The sequence below is a fragment of the Haliea sp. E17 genome (assembly GCF_048323675.1).
Lineage (GTDB): Bacteria > Pseudomonadota > Gammaproteobacteria > Pseudomonadales > Halieaceae > Mangrovimicrobium.
Map to the genome: position 1 here is coordinate 684,404 of NZ_JBLWFK010000001.1, position 19,217 is coordinate 703,620.

A 19,217-nucleotide genomic window follows, 5' to 3' on the forward strand; every position below is an offset into this window, starting at 1 on the left:
GTCCGCGGTGTGGCGATAAAAAACGGGAACGCTATTCATGCTGATCGAGCGGGACGAACCACTGCAGCGCCTGTTGGCGCTGACCGAATCTGCCAGCCGTGGGCGGGGCGCAATTGCCCTGCTCTACGGTGAGGCCGGTATCGGCAAGACCTCGCTGCTGGAGGCATTCCGGGAGCAGCTGAACCTGCAGGTAAAAGTCGTCTGGGGGGGCTGTGACGACCTGTATACCCCGCGCCTGTTCGGGCCCCTGCACGATATGGCCAGGGACCTCGGCGGCGAACTCGAATCGATGCTGGAGAATAAAACGGCGCCGGCTGAAGTCCTCAACGCGGTGCTACAGCGTTTCGGCAACGGCCACGGCCCGATCGTGTTTGTGTTCGAGGACGTTCACTGGGCCGACCACGCCACGCTCGATTTTCTCAAGGCTTTTGGCCGGCGTATCTCCCTGTTGAACGCGCTGCTGGTGATGAGCTTCCGCGACGATGAGGTCGATCACGGCCACCCGCTCAGCCGGGTGCTCGGCGATCTGCCACAGGCAAATATCCACAGAATCCCGCTGGCCTCGCTTTCTTCCGGGGCGGTGGCGCGACTGGACGTGGACGGCCGCTTTGAAGCCGCCGAGCTGCACGCCATCACCAACGGCAATCCGTTTTTTGTTACCGAATTGCTGGCGGCGCAGCAGGCCGCCAACGGCCCGGTGCCCGCTTCCGTGCAGGATACGGTCAACGCGCGCCTGAACCGCCTGAGCCAGGCCGAGAGCCAGTTCCTGGAGGCGGTCAGCGTGACCCCGGCGGCGATCGATCGCAACCTGGTCAAGGCCCTGTTCGGCGGCGAAGGTGAAGTGCTGGCAATGGCCTGTGTCGGGCGCAAGCTGCTGGTGGAGGACAACCGCGGCATGCTCAGGTTCCGGCACGAGCTGGCGCGCCTGGCGACGCTGTCGCGCCTCACCGCACTGGAGGAGCAGGCCTGCCACGGGCGCATGTTCGATGTGCTTTCGGCGCAGGATCGCAGTTACCCCGTCGACCTGCTGGTGCACCACGCGGCGGGCGCCCTGAAGTCGGGCAAGGTGCTGGAACTCGCGCCGATTGCCGCGCGCAATGCGGCCGCAGCCGGAGCCCACCGGGAGGCGACCGACCACTTTGCGACTGCCCTGAGGTTTGCGGAGGAGGCCGAACCGCAGCTCGCGGCGCAGCTCTACGAGGAGTGGGCCTACGAGGCCGGCCTGGCGCTGCAGATCGACGATGAGGTGCTGGACGCGCGCCGCCACGCCATCACCCTGTGGCGGGCGCTGAACCGGCCGGACAAGGTCGGTGAAAACCTGCGCTGGATCTCCCGCCTGCACTGGTACCGCGGCGAGGCGGCGAAGGCCAATCACTTCGCCAACGAGGCGGTGCGGGTGCTGGAGACCACCGAGCCCTCGGCCGAGCGCGCCATGGCCTACAGTTTCCGCTCGCAGCTGCACATGCTGCACGACCGTATGGACGAGGCCATCGAGTGGGGCGAGAAGGCGCTGGCGCTGGCGGAGGAGGTCGACTGTGTCGAGGTGAAAGTCCACGCGCTGAACAACATCGGCACCGCCAAGGCCTACCGGGCCGACGCCGAGGGCGTGGCCATGCTGAAGGACAGCCTCGCCCTGGCGCTGCAGCACGGTTTTCATGAACACGCCGCCCGGGTGTACACCAACCTGTCCTGCTACGCCGTGGATTTTCGTGAGTTCGAGTTGGCCGACAGGACGCTCAGCGATGGCGTCGCCTTCGATACCCGGCACGATCTCGATGCCTGGACCCATTACCTGGTGGGCGTGCACGCCCAGTTGCGGCTGGAACAGGGCAGGTTCAGTGACGCGGAAACCATCGCCCGGGGGGTGCTCAAACTGGAACACCTGACCCTGCTGATGCGCCTGCCGGCGGCGTTGGTACTGGCCCGTGTCCTGCTGCGTTCCGGCGCAGCGGAGGCCGGCGAGCACCTGAAACTGGCGCTGGCGGACGCCGTCGCGACGGACGAAGCACAGTACATCATACCGGCGCGCCTGGCGCTGATTGAAAAGGCCTGGCTGGAGGGGGCGACCTGGGAGGCCCATGCCCAGATCGCCGCGCTCGAGGAACTGGCAACGGATGTCTTTCACCCCTGGAGCGCCGGTGAATTGCAGGTCTGGGCCCATCGCACCGGCTATTCCCTGGCCAGGCCCGCCGCAGATTCCATTCCCCGGCCCTTCGCCCTGGAACTCGCCGGTCGCGGCGGGGAGGCCGCGGCGCTCTGGGAGGCGCTCGATTCACCCTATGCGGCGGCGCTGGCCTACATTGCCTGCGCGGCGGAGAATCCTGCCGACTACCTGAAGGCGGCGCTCAGGACCCTGAATTCACTGGGTGCTCTGGCAGCGATGGGCAGGGCCCGCGACCTGGCGGTGGAATACCGGGTCAGCAGGATGATGCCGCGGCCCCGGCGCGGTCCCTACCGCGCGGCGCGCGCCCATCCCCTGGGATTGACGAAGCGCGAGCAGGATATTCTCGAGTTACTGCTCAGTGGCGCGAGCAACCGTGAAATGTCGGAGAAACTGAAGCGCTCGCAGCGCACGGTGGAACACCACGTGTCCTCGGTGCTGTCCAAGCTGAACGTTGCAAACCGGATGGAAGCGCTTCTGCGGGTGCAGGGCGAGCCGTGGATCGGCAAGCAGGAGGAGAACTGAGCCGGCAGTAGGGTTGCCGGCTCGGGAGCGACACGCAGGAAGGGCTGGTTTCCTGCCGGGCTCAGACGTTAAAGCGGAAGTGAATCACATCGCCATCCTGCACGATGTAATCCTTGCCTTCCAGGCGCCAGCGGCCGGCGTCCTTCGCGCCCTGTTCGCCGTTGAACTGGACAAAATCCTCGTAGGAGATCACCTCGGCGCGGATAAAGCCTTTCTGGAAGTCGGTGTGGATCACGCCCGCGGCTTCCGGCGCGGTGGCGCCGACTTTCACGGTCCAGGCGCGGACTTCCTTCACCCCGGCGGTGAAGTAGGTCTGCAGGTTGAGTAGCTGGTAACCGGCGCGGATCACCCGGTTGAGGCCAGGTTCTTCCATGCCGAGGTCGGCGAGGAATTCGTCGCGCTCGTCGTCATCCAGCTCGATGATCTCCGATTCCAGCTTGTTGCAGATCGGTACCACCACGGCGTTCTCGGCGGCGGCGATCTCGCGCACCTTGTCCAGGTGGGGATTGTTCTCGAAACCGTCCTCGCTGACATTGGCGATGTACATGGTGGGTTTGACGGTCAGCAGGAACAGCTGTTTCACCAGTGCCTTTTCATTGGCGTCCAGTTCCAGCGCACGCACCGGCTGCGCCTCGTTCAGCTGCGGCAGCAGTTTGTTTTCCAGCAGGGCCTTCATGGCCACCGCTTCCTTGTCGCCGCCCTTGGCGGTGCGGGTCACTTTCTGCAGCTGTTTCTCACAGCTTTCAAGATCCGCCAGTGCCAGTTCCGTGTTGATGACCTCGATGTCCGACTGTGGGTTCACGGTGTTCGCGACGTGAATGACATTGTCATCCTCGAAGCAGCGCACTACGTGGGCGATAGCGTCGGTCTCGCGGATGTTGGCCAGGAACTGGTTGCCGAGGCCCTCGCCCTTGGAGGCGCCGGCGACCAGGCCGGCGATGTCGACGAACTCCATGGTGGTGGCAATTTCCCGCTGCGGTTTGACGATCTCGGCGATCTTCGCCTGGCGCGGGTCGGGCACCGGCACGATGCCGGCGTTGGGCTCGATGGTGCAGAAGGGAAAGTTCTCGGCATCGATGCCGGCCTTGGTCAGGGCGTTGAACAGGGTCGATTTACCGACATTCGGCAGGCCGACGATTCCGCATTTGATTCCCATAGCTGTTTCCTGGTCTGTCTGTGCGCGGTCAGGCCGCGCTGAAACTGTGTAAACGGTTCATCGCCCGGGTGAGGTCGCCATCCAGCAGCAGGGGCAGGGCGGCGATGGCCTCGTCGATGCTGGCGTCGATACGCTCCCGGTCCTGCGTGGAGGGTCGGCCGAGCACATGCCCGGTGACCTTCGAGGCGTGGCCGGGGTGATCGATGCCGATGCGCAGGCGATAGAAGTCCTTGTTGTTGCCCAACGCCGGTATGATATCGCGCAGGCCATTGTGGCCGCCGTGGCCACCGCCCTGCTTGAAGCGCGCGGTGCCGGCGGGAATATCCAGTTCATCGTGGGCGATGAGAATTTCTTCGGGCGCCACCTTGAAGAACGCGGCCATGGCGGCAACAGCCCTGCCGGAGCGGTTCATGAAGGTGGTGGGGATCAGCAGCCGCAGGTCGTGTCCCGCGAGTCGAATCCGGCCGGTGTAGCCGAAGAATTTTGCTTCTTCCTGCAGGGTGCAGGCGTTGTCGCGGGCCAGGGCCTCGACAAAGTCGGCCCCCGCGTTGTGGCGGGTACCCCGGTAGTCGCTACCGGGGTTACCCAATCCTGCTATCAGCTTGATGGCTGGCAACGCGGGTGCCTCGTAGGGGAGGGATTATTCCTCGCTGTCGCCTTCGCCAGCTTCTTCAGCGGCGTCGGCAGCTGCACCGCCTTTCGGCGCGATGACGGAGGAGATCGCCAGGTCGTGGTCCTCACCCAGGGCCAGGGCCACGGAGGTGACGCCAGCGGGCAGGGCGATGTCGGACAGGTGGATGATCTGGCCGGTTTCCACGTTCAGCATATCCACTTCGATGTACTCGGGGATATCGCCCGGCAGGCAGGAAACTTCGATATCGGTTTCCAGGTGCTGGATGATGCCGCCCTGCATTTTCACGCCGTGGCAGGCTTCTTCATTGGTGAAGTGGATCGGCACGTGTACCTTGATCGCCACCTTGTCGGATACGCGCAGGAAGTCCGCGTGCATGACCAGGTCCTTGGCGGGGTGGCGCTGCAGGTCCTTGAGGATCGCTTTCTGCACGTCACCGCCAACATTGACGCTGAGGACGTGGCTGAAGAAGGCCTCGTTTTCGAGGGACTTTTCCAGGTCCTTGCGCACCAGGGTCAGGGACTGGGGCTCTTTGTCGCCACCGTAGATGATGGCGGGGATTTTGTCGGCGTGACGACGCAGGCGGCGGCTCGCACCTTTCCCCAGGTCCTCACGCAGTTCTGCTTGTACTTCAAATTGGTCTGACATGGTCAAACTCCTTTGATATTCACTACAACGCTTGCGACCGGCGCGGCAGTGGTTTTTTTAAAACTGATCCTTCCGGACCAGCACCATTTTGCCCGGCCTCGCTATTCCGGAGGGAACAGAAAGCCCGGGGTTCTGACAGGCGTTGCCCTATTACTGGAACAGCGCGCTGATCGATTCCTCGTTGGCGACCCGGCGCATGGACTCGGCCAGCAGGTCCGCCGTAGTGAGCTGGCGGATCTTGTCGAGTTGCTTCGCGTCCTCGCGCAGAGGAATCGTATCGGTAACCACCAGCTCGTCTAGGTTGGAGTTACGCAGATTTTCCAGGGCCTTGCCCGACAGTACCGCGTGGGTACAGTAGGCGACGACCCGGGTGGCGCCGCGGTCTTTCAGCGCATTGGCCGCCTGGCACAGGGTGCCGGCGGTATCGACCAGGTCGTCCACCAGCAGGCAGGTGCGGCCTTCGACGTCGCCGATCAGGTTCATCACCTGGGCTTCGTTGGCGCGCGGGCGGCGCTTGTCGATGATCGCCAGCTCGGCCTCGTTGAGCTGCTTGGCGATGGCGCGTGCCCTTACCACGCCGCCGATGTCCGGCGACACGACAATCAAATTTTCATAATTCTGGGCGACGATATCGTCGTTCAGGATCGGTGACCCGTACACGTTGTCCACGGGGCAGGAAAAGAAGCCCTGAATCTGTTCCGCGTGCAGGTCCATGGTCAGCAGGCGATCGACGCCCACCGCTGCCAGCATATCGGCGACCACGCGGGCGGTGATCGGTACCCGTGCGGAACGCACCCGGCGGTCCTGCCTGGCGTAGCCGAAGTAGGGGACAACCGCGGTGATGCGATCCGCCGACGCGCGGCGCAGCGCGTCGATCATCACCAGCAACTCCATCAGGTTGTCGTTGGTGGGCGCGCATGTGGACTGCAGCACGAAGACGTCCTTGCCGCGGACGTTTTCATTCAGTTCGACGCAGATCTCGCCGTCGCTGAATTTGCCGACATCGGCATTGCCGAGCGAGAGGTACAGTCTGCTGGCGACTTTCTGCGCCAGTTCCGGATTGGCATTACCCGTGAAAACCATCATTTTCGATGACACGCTGCGCTACCCCTGTCTGAAGTTCGACAATTCCGCCCGCCGATAAAAATAATGCCATACACCATAGGATGCATGGCATCGCGGATATGGCTGGGGTGGTAGGATTCGAACCTACGAATGCCGGGATCAAAACCCGGTGCCTTGCCGCTTGGCGACACCCCAATCAATCTTTGCGTGAGGACAGTTGCTGCAGCGCTGGTGACCGGTTCAGGCCCCGGGCGACAAAGCCGCTGAGGTCTGCCGGTGCACGCTGCAGGACGGACCGTGCTGATTGCTCATCCGGGAAGCTGCAGAATACGCAGGCGCCCGTGCCGGTCAGTCGTGCATCCCCGAAATTTCCAAGCCAATTCAGTGCTTTATCTACCTCGGGGTAGAGTTTTCGCACCAGGTTCTGGCAGTCGTTCCGGGAGTGCCCCTCGAAAAAGGTCGCCATTTTGATGGCCCTTGAGTCGCGTGTCAATTGCCGATGGGAAAAAATTTCTGCGGTCGCTACATGGCACTGTGGCACCAGCACCAGATACCAGGCTTCGGGCAGCTCCACGGCGCTGAGTTTCTCGCCGATTCCCTCCGCCCAGGCCGTGTGCCCGGCCACGAAAACCGGGACGTCGGCGCCCAGCTGGCGGCCCAGCGCCTGCAGCTCGGTGTTGGGAAGGCCCAGCTGCCACAGCTGGTTGAGGGCCAGCAGGGTAGTGGCGGCATCGGAACTGCCGCCGCCGAGCCCGCCGCCGGCGGGTATGCGTTTTTCCAGCGCGATATCCACGCCCAGCTGGTCCCGCTGCAGGAGCCGGGCGGCGCGCACCACCAGGTTGTCCGCGTACGGAATATCCGCCGGCGCGCCGGCCAGGCGTATGGCACCGCTGTGATTGGCGCTGAAGGTGAGGGTGTCACCCCAGTCCAGCAGCCGGAACAGGGTCTGCAATTCGTGGTAGCCGTCTTCCCGCCGCCCGGTAATGTGCAGGAACAGGTTCAGTTTGGCCGGTGCGCTGAGGGTCAGTGAGCTCATGGCGTTGCCGGGAATGCCCATTGCCGCAGGATAATCCGCGCCCGGGTATCAGCGCGCTGGAGCTGCAGGCGGGTGGGCAGCCACAGTCCGCCAAACTGCCCGTAGTCCTGGTAGTCGACGGTCCAGCCCTGCTGTTGCAGCTGCGCCGGCAGGCGGGTCAGCGGGTCCGATTGCAGTGCGTCCACCGGCGCGTCCGGGGCGGGTATCCCCTTGAGCCAGTAGTGCAGCGAGGCCAGCGGCAATTGCCAGGGGTTGTGTGCATCGAGCGCGGAATCCTCCAGCGACCAGCGCTGGACCTCGTCGCCCTGGCGAACACTGAGGTAGCGGCCGTCGCTGTCGACGGTAGTTGCGCTCAGGCCCATCGGTCCGCTCAGTTGCAGGTGGGTGTGAGCGCCGTCCTGGCGCCAGTCGAGGTTGCCGGATTCCGAATGTTCCGCACTGCGCAGGGCGATCTTGCCCTGGGCCTGCCACTGCGCCAGGGCGAGCAGGTGGGCCTGCCGCTGCACGTCCATGGCGGCGGATACTTCGGGGCCGCGCGTCATGCTGCAGGCACTCAGCAGGACCAGGCCGGCCAATAGCGGCCACTGCAACAGGGGGCGAATCATTGGGCGGCGGAGGAGCTCGGTGGCAGCGGCGGCGGCAGGTCGAGTTCGACGCCCAGGCGCTGCAAGGTGGCGCGCAGCACCTGGTGCTGCGGGTCGGCGAGCAGGCCGCCCTGCCAGACCTGTCTGGCCTTGTCCTGTTCGCCGCTGGCCCACAGCACTTCGCCGAGGTGCGCGGCGACCTCCGGGTCGGGGAAGCTGGCGTAGGCGCGGGTCAGGTAGCGCAGGGCCCCGGGCAGGTCGCCCTTGCGGTAGAGCAGCCAGCCCATGCTGTCGAGAATGGCCGGTTCGCCCGGCTGCAGCTCCAGGGCGCGCGAGATCAGCGCCTCCGCCTCGTCGAGCCGGTCGGTCTGGTCGGCGAGGGTGTAGCCCAGCGCGTTGAGGGCGGTGGCGTTGTCCGGGTTTTGCGCGATGATGTCGCGCAGGTCGGCCTCCATGCTGGCGAGGTCGGCCTGCTGCTGGTTGAGCATGGAACGCGCGTAGCGCAGGGACTCGGAATCCGGGTAGGTGGCGAGACCCTCGTTGAGGATTTGCATTGCGGCGGTAGTGGCGCCCTTGCCGCGCAGGACTTCGGCCTCGATGCCGTACAGTTGCTCGGCCCATTGCGGCTGTGCCGCGCGCTGCTGCGCGAACCATTCGCGCAGTCCCTGCACATCGCCCTGTTCCAGCAGCAACTCCCCGATGCGCTGGTTGGCGGGCAGGTACTGGCGACTGTCATCGATACTGCGGTAATGCTCCAGGGCTGCCTGTTCGTCGCCGGCCTTTTCCGCAATCAGGCCGAGGTAGAAATGGGCTTCGTTGGTGCGGTCCCCGGTGTCCAGCACCTGCATCAGGTAGGCGCGGGCGACCAGGTCGTCACCGGTTTCCCGGTTGAGCAGCGCCAGCGACAGCAGCAGGTCGGCGTCATCCGGGGATTGCGCCGAGAGAATTTCAAACTGCCTGCGGGCCGCCGCGGTATCGGTGGCGGTAAGCAGGCGCGCGTATTCCAGCCGCAGCCGGCTGTTGCCCGGGTCTTTTTCCAGTACCTGCTCGATGCGGGCAAAGGGATGCTCGGCACCCTGCTGCAGTTGCATGCGCGCTTCCAGTTGCAGGGCCTGTGGCTGCGCCGGTTCGATGGCGAACAGGGCGTCGAGTTTGGCCTGGGCGACGGCGTACTCGTGGTTTTCCGCGTGTACCAGCGCCTGGGTCAGCAGCAGGGCAGGGTCGTCCGGGAATTCGCCGGAGAGTGCGTCCAGCGCGGTGACCAGTTGTTGCTGGTCCTCGGGGGAGAGGCTGGCATAGCTCTGCAGCAGCATCGGGAAGTTGGCCTGGTGCGCGGAGCGCGCTACCACCGACAGGTGGGGAATCGCCTCCAGCGGCCGACCCTGGCGGGAGAGCAGGGTGGCGGCGGTATTGTTGGCCTCCAGCTCCTCCGGCTGTTTGCGCAGCCACAACTGGACCGCCTCCAGGGTCAGCTCGTCGTTGTCGAGGAACTGGGCGAGGTGGGTGGTGTGGCGCGCGACACCGGCGTCGTCGAGGACCCGGGCCTGTTCGATGTAGTTGTTCATCGCGGTGTCGTAATCGCCGCGGCGCAGGGCGAATTCGGCCACCAGCAGCGGATAGACGCTGGCTTCCGGGAAGGGGCGCTCCAGCGGCTCCGGTTCAGGCGCGGGCGGCGCGGCCTCAACCTGTGCCGGGGATTCGGCAGCGGGCTGCTCCGGGGTGGCCGCGCAGGCGGCGAGCAGGGCGAGAGCCGGCAGTAGGACGATCAGGCGGAACATAGACCAGGGGCGAGGTGCCAATGCAACTGTGAGTGCCAATCATGACACAAGGGGCGGCCTAAACCCAATTGCCAGCCGGGTCTTATCAGGCAAGATATTTGCCCGCCAACTTGTTAAAATTTCAGATGATTTTCACCCAATATGATAATGTGCGCCGGTTTTGACAGCCGCCGGACCGAGGAGGCCCGCTTTTCCATGAACCTGATCGCCCTGGGCATCAACCACAATTCCGCCGCCGTCGAGGTGCGCGAGAAAGTGGCGTTCGCCCCGGAACAGGTCAGCGAGGCCATGGCGGACTGTTGCGGCAGCGCCGGCGTCGATGAAGTGGTGATCCTCTCCACCTGCAACCGCACGGAGATCTATGCCCTGGCGCCGGCCGGCGCGGTGCTCGCGGAGAAGGCAGTACAGCTGATCGAGTGGATGTCCGGCTACCATCACCTGCCCAGCGAGGACATGCGCCGCTGTGCCTACCACTACGAGGGCGAGCAGGCGCTGCGGCACATCGTGCAGGTCGCCAGCGGCCTGGATTCCATGGTGCTGGGCGAGCCGCAGATTTTCGGCCAGCTGAAGTCGGCCTTTGCCGTGGCCGCGGAATCGGGCGCCGCGGGCGCGGAGCTCGGCAGGCTGTTCCAGCGGGTGTTCGCAATCGCCAAGCGGGTGCGCACCGATACCGCGATCGGCGAGAACCCGGTGTCCGTGGCCTACGCAGCGGTGGACCTCGCCGGACACATTTTCTCCAACCTGAATGAGTGCCGCGCCCTGCTGGTAGGCGCCGGCGAGACCATCGAACTGGTCGCCCGCCACCTGGTGGACGCCGGGGTGGCGAGCATCGTTATCGCCAACCGCACCCTCGGCCGGGCGCGGGAACTGGCGGATCAGTTCGGCGCCGAGGCGGTGCTGCTGGCGGAGATTCCCGAACAGCTGCCGAAGGCGGACATCGTAATCACCTCCACCGCCAGCCAGCTGCCGATTCTCGGCAAGGGCGCGGTGGAACAGGCGATCAAGGCGCGCAAGCACCGCCCGATGCTGATGGTCGATATCGCCGTGCCCCGGGATATCGAGCCGCAGGTGAACGAACTGCGCGACGTCTATCTATACAGCGTCGACGACCTCCGCGAGATCGTCGACGAAAACATGCGCAGCCGCCGCAACGAGGCGCGCAAGGCTGACCAGATCATTGCCCTGGGCATCGCGGAGTACCGCGAGGACCTGCGCCGTCTCGGCGCCGTCGACCTGGTCAAGGAGTTCCGCGGTATGGCGGATCGCACCCGCGAGGAGGAGCTGGAAAAGGCCCTGCGCAACCTCGCCCGCGGCCAGGACCCGGAACGGGTCGTCTCCCAGCTGGCCCGCGCCCTGACCAACAAGCTGATCCACGCACCCACCACCGGGCTGAAGGACATCTGCGCCGGCGGCCAGCGCGAACACCTGGTCCAGGCCCGGCGCCTGCTGGGTATGGCCGAGGACGGCGACAGCGCTGCCCGGGACGCCCGTGGCGCCTGTGAGGGCGACGCCGATCCACTGGACATTTCCACCGACGATACCGATCACTCGAGACACACACTGCAATGAAAGCTTCTCTCCTGTCCAAGCTGGAAACGTTGACTGACCGGCACGAGGAGGTATCGGCCCTGCTCGGCGACAGCGAAACCATCGCCAACCAGGAGAAGTTCCGCGATCTGTCCCGGGAGTACTCTGAACTGGAGGACGTGGTGAAGTGCTACGCGGACTACCGCCGCGTGCAGCAGGACCTGGAGGCCGCCCGGCAGATGCTGGAAGAGTCGGACCCGGAGCTGCGGGAAATGGCCCAGGAGGAACTCGATAGCGGGGGCGAGCGCCTGGCGGAACTGGAGACCGAGCTGCAAACCCTGTTGCTGCCCCGCGATCCCAACGACTCCCACAACGTGTTTCTCGAAATCCGCGCCGGCACCGGCGGCGACGAGGCGGCGATTTTCTCCGGCGACCTGTTCCGCATGTATTCCCGCTACGCCGAACAGATGGGCTGGAAAGTGGAAGTGCTGTCAGAGCGTCCCGGTGAACACGGCGGCTACAAGGAAATCATCACCCGGATGGAAGGCCGCGATGTCTACGCCCACCTGAAATTCGAATCCGGCGCGCACCGGGTGCAGCGGGTGCCGGAAACCGAATCCCAGGGCCGCATCCACACTTCCGCCTGTACCGTGGCGGTCATGCCCGAGGCCGAAGAAGTCGACGCGGTGGAGATCAACAAGGCTGACCTGCGCATCGATACCTACCGTTCCTCGGGCGCCGGCGGCCAGCACGTCAACAAGACCGACTCCGCTGTGCGCATCACCCACATTCCCAGCGGTATTGTGGTGGAGTGCCAGGACGAGCGCTCGCAGCACAAGAACCGCGCCCGGGCGATGTCGCTGCTGCAGTCCAAGTTGCTGTCCAGCGCCCAGGACAAGCAGGCCGCGGAGCAGGCTTCCCTGCGCCGCGACCTGGTCGGTACCGGTGATCGCTCCGACCGTATCCGCACCTACAATTTTCCCCAGGGACGCCTCACCGACCACCGCATCAACCTCACCCTGTACAAGTTGCTCGAAGTGATGGAAGGTGACCTCGGCGCCGTGGTCGGCCCCCTGCGGCAGGAATACCAGGCCGACCAGCTGGCGGCGCTGGCGGAAGGCTCGGGCGGGCACTGATGAGCACGGTGCAGGAGCTGCTGCGCAGCGCCAGCGACCTGCCCGGCGACAGCCCGCGGCGGGACGTGGAAATCCTGCTCTGCCACTGCCTCGGCAAGAGCCGCGCCTGGTTGTACGCCTGGCCCGAGGCCCGGCTCGATGCAGATGCGCTGGCGCAATTCCGGGAACTGTTCAGGCGCCGCCGCGCCGGCGAGCCGGTGGCCTACCTCACCGGCCAGCGCGAGTTCTGGTCGCTGCCCCTGGCGGTCGCGCCGACTACCCTCATTCCGCGTCCCGATACCGAGACCCTGGTGGAGTGGGCGCTGGAGCTGCCGCTTCCGGGCGCTGCGGCGGTGCTGGACCTCGGCACCGGCACCGGCGCGATCGCCCTGGCCCTGGCCAGCGAGCGCCCGCACTGGCAGGTGCAGGGCGTGGATGTCAGCCCGGAGGCGGTGGCGCTGGCCCGTCACAACGCGCAGCGCTGCGATCTTCCCCAGGTACAGTTTTCCTGTTCCGACTGGTTTGCCGCCGTGCGGGGCAGCTTCGACCTGATAGTTGCCAACCCGCCCTACATTGCCGGTGACGACCCCCACCTCGCCGAGGGTGATGTGCGATTTGAACCGCGCTCCGCCCTGGTGGCCGACGACTCCGGGCTCGCCGACCTGCATGCGATCGTGCGGGCAGCGCCGGATTTCCTGAACGGCGCCGGCTGGCTGTTGCTGGAGCATGGCTTCGAGCAGGCGGACGCCGTGCGCGAAGCGCTGGTCGCCGCGGGTTTCGAGCGCATTGCGACCCGCGTGGACCTCGCGGGGAACCCGCGCATCAGCGGGGGATGCCGGCGTGCTCAGTGACGAGGAACTGCTGCGCTACAACCGGCAGTTGCTGCTGCCGGAGTTCGACATCGCCGGGCAGGAAGCGCTGCAGCGCAGCCGGGTGCTGATTGTCGGCATGGGTGGCCTCGGTTGTCCCGCGGCACTCTACCTCGCCGCGGCGGGGGTGGGTGAACTGCACCTTGCCGACGGCGACAGCGTCGAACTGTCCAACCTGCAGCGGCAGATCGCCCACGGCGACGCCGACATCGGGCGCAACAAGGCGCTCTCGGTCGCCGGGAGTATCGGGGCAATCAACCCCGCCGTGACCACCCGCGTGATTCCGCAGCATCTCGACGCGGCGGCGATGGCGGCGGCGGTCGCATCTGTCGACCTGGTGCTCGATGCCACCGATAACTACCCGGCGCGCTTCGACCTCAACCGCGCCTGTATTGCCGCCGGGGTGCCCCTGGTTTCGGCGGCGGCGGTGCGCGCGGAGGGGCAGCTCGCTTTATTTGACCCCCACCGGGGCGGCCCCTGCTACCGCTGTGTCTATCCCGTGGAAGGGGATGAGACCGCCCTGAGTTGTAGCGAAAGCGGGGTGCTGGCGCCGGTGGTCGGGGTGCTCGGGACCCTGCAGGCCATGGAAGCCCTGAAAGTCCTCAGCGGTTACGGCCGCACCCTGCGCGGCCACCTTTTGCTGGTGGACCTGCGCGACATGCAGTTCCAGCGCCTCGCTATCACGCCGCGTCCCGGGTGTCCGGACTGCGCTCATCTTCTTCACTGACGGCGTCAGCGGCGGGCAGCGGGCGGCGCAGGGTCGCCCGCAGGCGCCACATCACCAGCATCATGGCGACACAGATTCCGGCGATCAGCGCACCCCAGATCGCCGCGGTGCCCTCCGCGGGAGGCAGTTGCGCCTTGATCCCCAGCCACCAGGCCAGCGGCAGGGACAGGCACCAGTAGGACAGGCAGGTCACCACGAAGGGGAAGCGCGTGTCGCGGAAGGCGCGCAGGCAGAAGGAGCCGCCGATCTGCAGCGAATCGATGATGATGAACAGGGCGGCGAGCCGGATCAGTTTTTCCGCGATCGCGTGGATGCCCGCATCGGCGGTGTAGAGGCTGACCAGCGGCCCCGGCAGTGACAGCAACAGCAGGGTAGCGCTGAGCGCGACCAGGACGACCAGGGACATCCCCGTGCGCACCGCCACCTGGACAGCGGCCCCGCTGCCGCTGCCAATGGCATGGCCGACCCGCGTCGCCATGGCGGAACCCACCGCGGCCATGGGCATGTACATGGTGTCCCAGAGGTTGATGGCTACCTGGTGCGCTGCCATCGCGTTATTGCCCAGGGTGGCGATCATCAGGCCCATGGTGGAAAACACCCCGATTTCGAGGAAAAAGGACAGGCCGATGGGCAGTCCCAGCCGGGCGATGCCCCCGAGCAGGGGCCAGTTCGGTGCAACCGGGCGCAGCGGCGGCAGGTATTTACGGATCGCCGGCACGGTTGCACTGTATGCCCCCAGCAGCACGAGGCCGAGCCACATGCACACCGCGGTGGCGACGCCACAGCCCGCGGCGCCGAGCTCCGGCGCCCCCCAGCGACCGAACATGAAGGCGTAGTTGAGGGGGATGTTGGCGATGAAGCCGATGATACTGGCCACCATGTAAGGCTTCATCAGCCCGAGGCCCTGGTTGTGGCAGCGCAGGGCCTGGAAAATCGCGGTGGCCGGAAGTCCCCAGGCGACCGCCTGCAGGTAGTCCAGGCTCTTGTCGCGGGTGCTGCCCTCGAGGCTCAGGGCGTCGAGCAGGGGGCCGGCCAGGTAACAGGCCGGGCCGATGACCGCGCCCAGCAGCAACGCCAGCCACACTGCCTGTGGCAGGCTGTCGCGAATTTCCTGCACCCGCCTGGCGCCGAAAGCCTGGGCCACGGTCACCGAGGTCGCCATCATCAGGCCGAGCCCGAACAGGAACAGCGGCAGCCAGATGTTGTAGCCGATGGCGACTGCGGCGAGCTCCTCGGCGCCATAGCGGCCGGCCATGATGGTGTCCACCACGCCGGTGCCGACCTGCGCCAGCTGGGCGATGGCCGTCGGCCAGGCGATGGCGAACAGGGCCCGCGCCTCGCCGCGGTAAGCCTGCCAGGACGTCAGCACGGGGATTTTTTCCGCACCGGAGCGGTACAAACCTTGCTCCGCGGAAACCTTTTAAGCGAATCTAGTGTCACAGGAAAAACTTGCCTTCAGGAAAGCGAAAGATGGAGACGATCGCCCGCTGCTATTACACCATACAAAATGCGCTGTTTTCGCGCTTGCGTCACGTGGATGGCCTGCCGGCGCTGGCGATGCGATTGTACCTCGTCCCGGTGTTCTGGATGGCGGGTACCCGGAAAATTGCCGGAATGGAGAACACCATCGAATGGTTCGGTAACAGCGAGTGGGGGCTGGGCCTGCCCGCGCCCTCGCTGTTGGCCCACCTCGCCGCCTATTCCGAGGCCATCGGTGCCCTGCTGTTGCTGGTGGGCTTCGCCACCCGCTGGGTCTGCCTCCCGCTCATGGTGACCATGCTGGTGGCGGTCTTCGCGGTCCACTGGGGCAACGGCTGGGCGGCAATCGCCGATTCCAGTGCCCAGGAAGTGGCGGTGCGCCTGGGTGCCGCCAAAGACATTCTCAGGGAGAACGGCAACTACAGCTGGCTGACCGAGAAGGGCAACTTCGTCATCCTCAACAACGGCATCGAGTTCGCCGTGACCTACCTGATCATGCTGTTCGCCTTGTTTTTCACCGGCGGTGGCCGCTATGTCAGCCTCGACTATTACCTGTCGCGCTTGTTCCCCAGCGGCCGCTGAGGCCGACGCCGAACGTAATCACTGAGCCTGAATCCCGCTTCACAGGTAGAGTGTGAAGCGGGGCCTGCCTGCTGGAACCGTGTGGCGACAGGACGTCGCCACCCGAGCCTGCACAGGGATGTGCGCTCTTTGGCGTGTTCCAGCAGGCAGGCCCCGTTTCACGCTCGGAAAAGTGACCACGGGATGAATCCCGGTGGACTCACAACCACCGTTCTATACAGGGCGACAATCGGCCACTTTACGGCTACACTAGCGCGTTTTTCGAGCAGTCACAGGATTCCATTTTGATCAAGAGCCTCGTCGGGCGCCTGACTGGCAAATCCAGTCCGGCCCCCGAGACCGCGCCGACCCCGGCACCCCGCAAGGAAAAGAGCGCGCCCCAGCTACAGCGCGCCGAAGCCGCACCGGCAACCAAATCCCAGAACGCTGGCAGTGGCGGCAAGCGCCGTACCCGCAAGCGGAAATCTCCCGTGGAGAGCACGCCCTGGAGCATCGAGCAGTTCGCGGTCGAGCCGGAGGAGGGCAAGACCCGGTTTCACGATCTTGGCCTGCGCGACGAGTTGATGCGCGGTATCGCCGATATCGGCTTCAAGTACTGCTCGCCGATCCAGGGCGCAGTACTGCCCCACACCCTGCAGGGCAACGACGCCATCGGCAAGGCGCAGACCGGTACCGGCAAGACGGCGGCTTTCCTGATTACCATTTTCAATGACCTGCTCTGCCACCCGGTGGAGGGCGAGCGCTTTGTCGGCGAGCCGCGGGCACTGGTGATCGCACCGACCCGGGAACTGGTGATGCAGATCGCCGCCGACGCCAAGGATCTCGGCAAGTACACGGGGCTCAAGGTCGCCACACTGATCGGCGGCATGGATTACCAGAAGCAGCTCAACCGCCTGCAGAACGACATCGTCGACCTGGTGGTGGCTACCCCGGGCCGGCTGCTCGACTTCATGGGGCGCCGCGACCTGTTCCTCGACCACGTGGAAGTGCTGGTGCTGGACGAGGCCGACCGCATGCTGGACATGGGCTTTATCCCCCAGGTGAAGCGTATCGTGCGCGCGGTGCCGCGCAAGGAAGACCGCCAGACCCTGCTGTTCTCGGCGACCTTTACCCAGGACATCATCAACCTCTCGGCCCAGTGGACCTACGAACCGGTCACCGTGGAAATCGAACCGGAACACGTGGCCACGGATACCGTCGACCAGAAGGTCTACATGGTCAGCTCGCAGGATCGCTTCAAGGTGCTTACCAACCTCCTGCGCCAGGAGGAAGTCAGCAGTGTGATCGTGTTCGCCAACCGCCGCGACCAGGTGCGGCGCCTGCACGAGCGGCTGCGCAAGGCGGGTATTACCTGCGGCATTCTCTCCGGGGAAATACCCCAGGCCAAGCGCACGCGCACGCTGGAGCAGTTCAAGAGCGGGGAGATCCGGGTGCTGGTGGCCACCGATGTGGCGGGCCGCGGTATTCACGTCGACGGCGTCAGCCACGTGGTGAACTACAACCTCCCGGAAGACCCGGAAGACTACGTACACCGCATCGGGCGCACCGGCCGTGCCGGCGCCAGCGGCACCTCGATCAGCTTTGCCAGCGAGGACGACGCCTTCCTGCTGCCGGACCTGGAGGCCCTGCTGGGCGCGCCACTGACCTGCACCCACCCGCCGGCAGCGCTGTTATCTGACGGCTGAGCGCACCGGGGCCAGTTCCCGGCTCCAGAGTAACGTGGCGCCGACCACCGCGGCCGGCACCACGAAGAAGTTCACCACCGGGATGCCGGTGCACAGCGCCACCGCGCCGCCGAAGCCGAGGCTCGACAGGCGCCGGCTGCGCACCGCCTCCTTCACCTCGCCGAAACCCAACTGGTGGTTGTCCATCGGGTAGTCGACAAACTGGATCGACATCATCCACGCCCCGAGCAGGAACCAGAGCAGGGGCGCCACCGCGTTGAGCACCGGGATAAAGCTCACCAGCAATACGAAGATCGCCATCGGCAGGTAGTAGAGCAGTTTCAGCAGTTCCCGCACGATACCCCGCGGCACCATCAGCAGCGCGGCGCCGAGGCCCTCCAGGGCCGGCACTTCGCGCCCGGTCTCCAGTTCCTCGGCTTTCTCTGCCAGCAGGCCGTTGAAAGGCGAGGCGATCACCAGCGCCACCGCAGTGAAAAGGTAGCCCGTGGCGAGGCTCAGGGTGACGCTGATCAGGGGCCACAAAATCCACCGGATAAAATTCAGCCAGTCGGGTATTGCCGCCAGCCAGCGGTCCAGCAGTTCGGTCACATAGCCCACGGTGAAGTAGATCAGGGTGGCGAAAATAACGATGTTGACCGCCAGGGGAACCAGGACAAACAGGCGCAGCGAGGGGTGGTTGAGCAGTTTGGCGCCCTCGATGAGGTAGCCCACACCGCCGATGACATTACCTTTCAAATCACAGGCCCTCGGTAACCCCGGCGCAGTCCGGGCAGATACAGCGTGCCATGCGCTCCTCGCCGGGCAGCCGGCCGAGGGCTTCGCGGCTCACCGGGCTGGAAAAACACCAGCAGGATTCCGCCGGCTCACCCGCCGCGATCGCGCAGCGGTTTGCCGCCGCGCACAGCGGGCAGCGTTCTGCGGAGGGGCGGGAACTGTTTTTCTGCAAGTCACTCATAGCAATGCGTATAATAGCGCAGGTTGGAGGATGTGCACCCGTGAACGACGAGGAAGAAAAGCTGTTTCTGGACGCGATGTCCGATGTCGCGCCGCTGAAACGCGAGGCCCGGGTGCGGCGATCAAACCACCAGCGGGACCGCGACGGCTCCCTGGACGAGCGCCGCGAGGCCGCCCAGCGCGAGCAGGGCAGGGACGGCAATCCGCTGAGTGACGAGGTCCGGGAGATCGAACCCCTCGACCCCTGGTACGTCCTCGACTACAAGCGCCCCGGCGTGCAGAACGGCGTCTACCGCAAGCTGCGCCAGGGCCGCTACCCCGCCGAGGCCCGCCTCGACCTGCACCGCATGACCGTCGCGGTGGCCCGCAAGGAACTTTACGACTTCATCGCCGAATGCTTCCGCTTCGGCCTGCGCAGCGTGATGATCATTCACGGCAAGGGCGAGAGCCGGGCCGACCGCGAGCGCAGCTCCATCCTGAAAGCCTGCGTCAACCAGTGGCTGCCCGAACTCGACCCCGTGCAGGCCTTCCACAGCGCACAGCCCCAGCACGGCGGCACCGGGGCCGTTTACATTCTGCTGCGCAAGAGTGAGGAGAAAAAGCAATTGACGCGGGAGAAGTTCGCCAAGGGACGGATTCCCTACGATGGTAAATGAAAGGAAAAAAATGGGGAAAAGGGGTCAGAGTCATGACTC

The 19,217-nt window shown here is 65.4% G+C and carries 18 protein-coding genes and 1 tRNA gene; 8 read left to right on the top strand and 11 right to left on the bottom strand.

Translation table 11 applies throughout. The features are described from left to right. Positions 1-37: 37 nt before the first annotated feature. Positions 38-2,686 carry an ATP-binding protein gene (locus ACNKU3_RS03015; protein WP_418257927.1) on the top strand — a complete coding sequence of 883 codons (2,649 nt, stop codon included), beginning with the start codon at positions 38-40 and terminating at the stop codon, positions 2,684-2,686. Positions 2,687-2,747: 61 nt separating this feature from the next. Here ACNKU3_RS03015 and ychF read toward each other — a convergent pair whose 3' ends face one another. The 8 genes from ychF to ACNKU3_RS03055 form a co-directional block, all read right to left on the bottom strand. Further along, on the bottom strand, positions 2,748-3,842 hold the full coding sequence (ychF, locus tag ACNKU3_RS03020) for a redox-regulated ATPase YchF (RefSeq protein WP_418257928.1): 1,095 nt from the start codon (positions 3,840-3,842) through the stop codon (positions 2,748-2,750). 28 nt (positions 3,843-3,870) lie between these two features. Continuing rightward, complete coding sequence (gene pth / locus ACNKU3_RS03025) at positions 3,871-4,458, bottom strand: aminoacyl-tRNA hydrolase (protein ID WP_418257929.1); 588 nt, start codon at positions 4,456-4,458, stop codon at positions 3,871-3,873. A gap of 24 nt (positions 4,459-4,482) precedes the next feature. Further along, positions 4,483-5,121 (bottom strand): 50S ribosomal protein L25/general stress protein Ctc, encoded by a 639-nt coding sequence (locus ACNKU3_RS03030; RefSeq protein ID WP_418257930.1) that lies wholly within the window; start codon positions 5,119-5,121, stop codon positions 4,483-4,485. 150 nt (positions 5,122-5,271) lie between these two features. Then, complete coding sequence (locus tag ACNKU3_RS03035) at positions 5,272-6,204, bottom strand: ribose-phosphate pyrophosphokinase (RefSeq protein WP_418257960.1); 933 nt, start codon at positions 6,202-6,204, stop codon at positions 5,272-5,274. A gap of 102 nt (positions 6,205-6,306) precedes the next feature. After that, a tRNA-Gln gene (locus ACNKU3_RS03040) sits at positions 6,307-6,381 on the bottom strand. A 1-nt stretch (position 6,382) separates the two neighbouring features. Beyond that, on the bottom strand, positions 6,383-7,222 hold the full coding sequence (gene ispE, locus ACNKU3_RS03045) for a 4-(cytidine 5'-diphospho)-2-C-methyl-D-erythritol kinase (RefSeq protein ID WP_418257931.1): 840 nt from the start codon (positions 7,220-7,222) through the stop codon (positions 6,383-6,385). After that, positions 7,219-7,827, bottom strand: a complete 609-nt coding sequence (gene lolB, locus ACNKU3_RS03050) for a lipoprotein insertase outer membrane protein LolB (RefSeq protein ID WP_418257932.1) — start codon at positions 7,825-7,827, stop codon at positions 7,219-7,221. Before lolB ends, ispE begins: the two co-directional genes overlap by 4 nt. Beyond that, positions 7,824-9,584 carry a tetratricopeptide repeat protein gene (locus tag ACNKU3_RS03055; RefSeq protein ID WP_418257933.1) on the bottom strand — a complete coding sequence of 587 codons (1,761 nt, stop codon included), beginning with the start codon at positions 9,582-9,584 and terminating at the stop codon, positions 7,824-7,826. Before ACNKU3_RS03055 ends, lolB begins: the two co-directional genes overlap by 4 nt. Positions 9,585-9,779: 195 nt before the next feature. Here ACNKU3_RS03055 and hemA point away from each other — a divergent pair, with 195 nt between their 5' ends. From hemA to ACNKU3_RS03075, 4 genes are read left to right on the top strand one after another with little or no spacing between them, the layout of a single operon-like run. Continuing rightward, on the top strand, positions 9,780-11,153 hold the full coding sequence (gene hemA, locus ACNKU3_RS03060) for a glutamyl-tRNA reductase (protein ID WP_418257934.1): 1,374 nt from the start codon (positions 9,780-9,782) through the stop codon (positions 11,151-11,153). Continuing rightward, on the top strand, positions 11,150-12,247 hold the full coding sequence (gene prfA, locus ACNKU3_RS03065; RefSeq protein ID WP_418257935.1) for a peptide chain release factor 1: 1,098 nt from the start codon (positions 11,150-11,152) through the stop codon (positions 12,245-12,247). The genes hemA and prfA overlap by 4 nt, the downstream gene beginning before the upstream one ends. Then, positions 12,247-13,077, top strand: coding sequence for a peptide chain release factor N(5)-glutamine methyltransferase (gene prmC, locus ACNKU3_RS03070; RefSeq protein ID WP_418257936.1), 831 nt, complete (start codon positions 12,247-12,249; stop codon positions 13,075-13,077). Before prfA ends, prmC begins: the two co-directional genes overlap by 1 nt. Further along, positions 13,067-13,822 (top strand): HesA/MoeB/ThiF family protein, encoded by a 756-nt coding sequence (locus ACNKU3_RS03075; protein ID WP_418257937.1) that lies wholly within the window; start codon positions 13,067-13,069, stop codon positions 13,820-13,822. Before prmC ends, ACNKU3_RS03075 begins: the two co-directional genes overlap by 11 nt. Here the strand turns inward: ACNKU3_RS03075 and ACNKU3_RS03080 are convergent. Beyond that, a complete protein-coding gene (locus tag ACNKU3_RS03080; RefSeq protein ID WP_418257938.1) occupies positions 13,776-15,191 on the bottom strand; it encodes an MATE family efflux transporter in 1,416 nt (471 codons plus the stop codon). The genes ACNKU3_RS03075 and ACNKU3_RS03080 overlap by 47 nt on opposite strands. Before the next feature lie 101 nt (positions 15,192-15,292). On the opposite strand from ACNKU3_RS03080, the gene ACNKU3_RS03085 reads away from it, so the two are divergent. Both ACNKU3_RS03085 and rhlB read left to right on the top strand, forming a co-directional pair. Continuing rightward, positions 15,293-15,883 carry a DoxX family protein gene (locus ACNKU3_RS03085; protein WP_418257939.1) on the top strand — a complete coding sequence of 197 codons (591 nt, stop codon included), beginning with the start codon at positions 15,293-15,295 and terminating at the stop codon, positions 15,881-15,883. Positions 15,884-16,167: 284 nt separating this feature from the next. Next, entirely contained in the window at positions 16,168-17,568 is a 1,401-nt protein-coding gene (gene rhlB / locus ACNKU3_RS03090) for an ATP-dependent RNA helicase RhlB (protein WP_418257940.1), read from the top strand. Here rhlB and cysZ read toward each other — a convergent pair. Both cysZ and ACNKU3_RS03100 read right to left on the bottom strand, forming a co-directional pair. Next, positions 17,554-18,303, bottom strand: coding sequence for a sulfate transporter CysZ (gene cysZ, locus ACNKU3_RS03095; RefSeq protein WP_418257941.1), 750 nt, complete (start codon positions 18,301-18,303; stop codon positions 17,554-17,556). The two genes, rhlB and cysZ, sit on opposite strands and share 15 nt — an antisense overlap. Before the next feature lies 1 nt (position 18,304). Then, positions 18,305-18,523, bottom strand: coding sequence for a cysteine-rich CWC family protein (locus ACNKU3_RS03100; RefSeq protein ID WP_418257942.1), 219 nt, complete (start codon positions 18,521-18,523; stop codon positions 18,305-18,307). 40 nt (positions 18,524-18,563) lie between these two features. Here ACNKU3_RS03100 and smrA point away from each other — a divergent pair, with 40 nt between their 5' ends. Next, positions 18,564-19,178 (top strand): DNA endonuclease SmrA, encoded by a 615-nt coding sequence (gene smrA, locus ACNKU3_RS03105; RefSeq protein ID WP_418257943.1) that lies wholly within the window; start codon positions 18,564-18,566, stop codon positions 19,176-19,178. Positions 19,179-19,217: the final 39 nt, after the last annotated feature.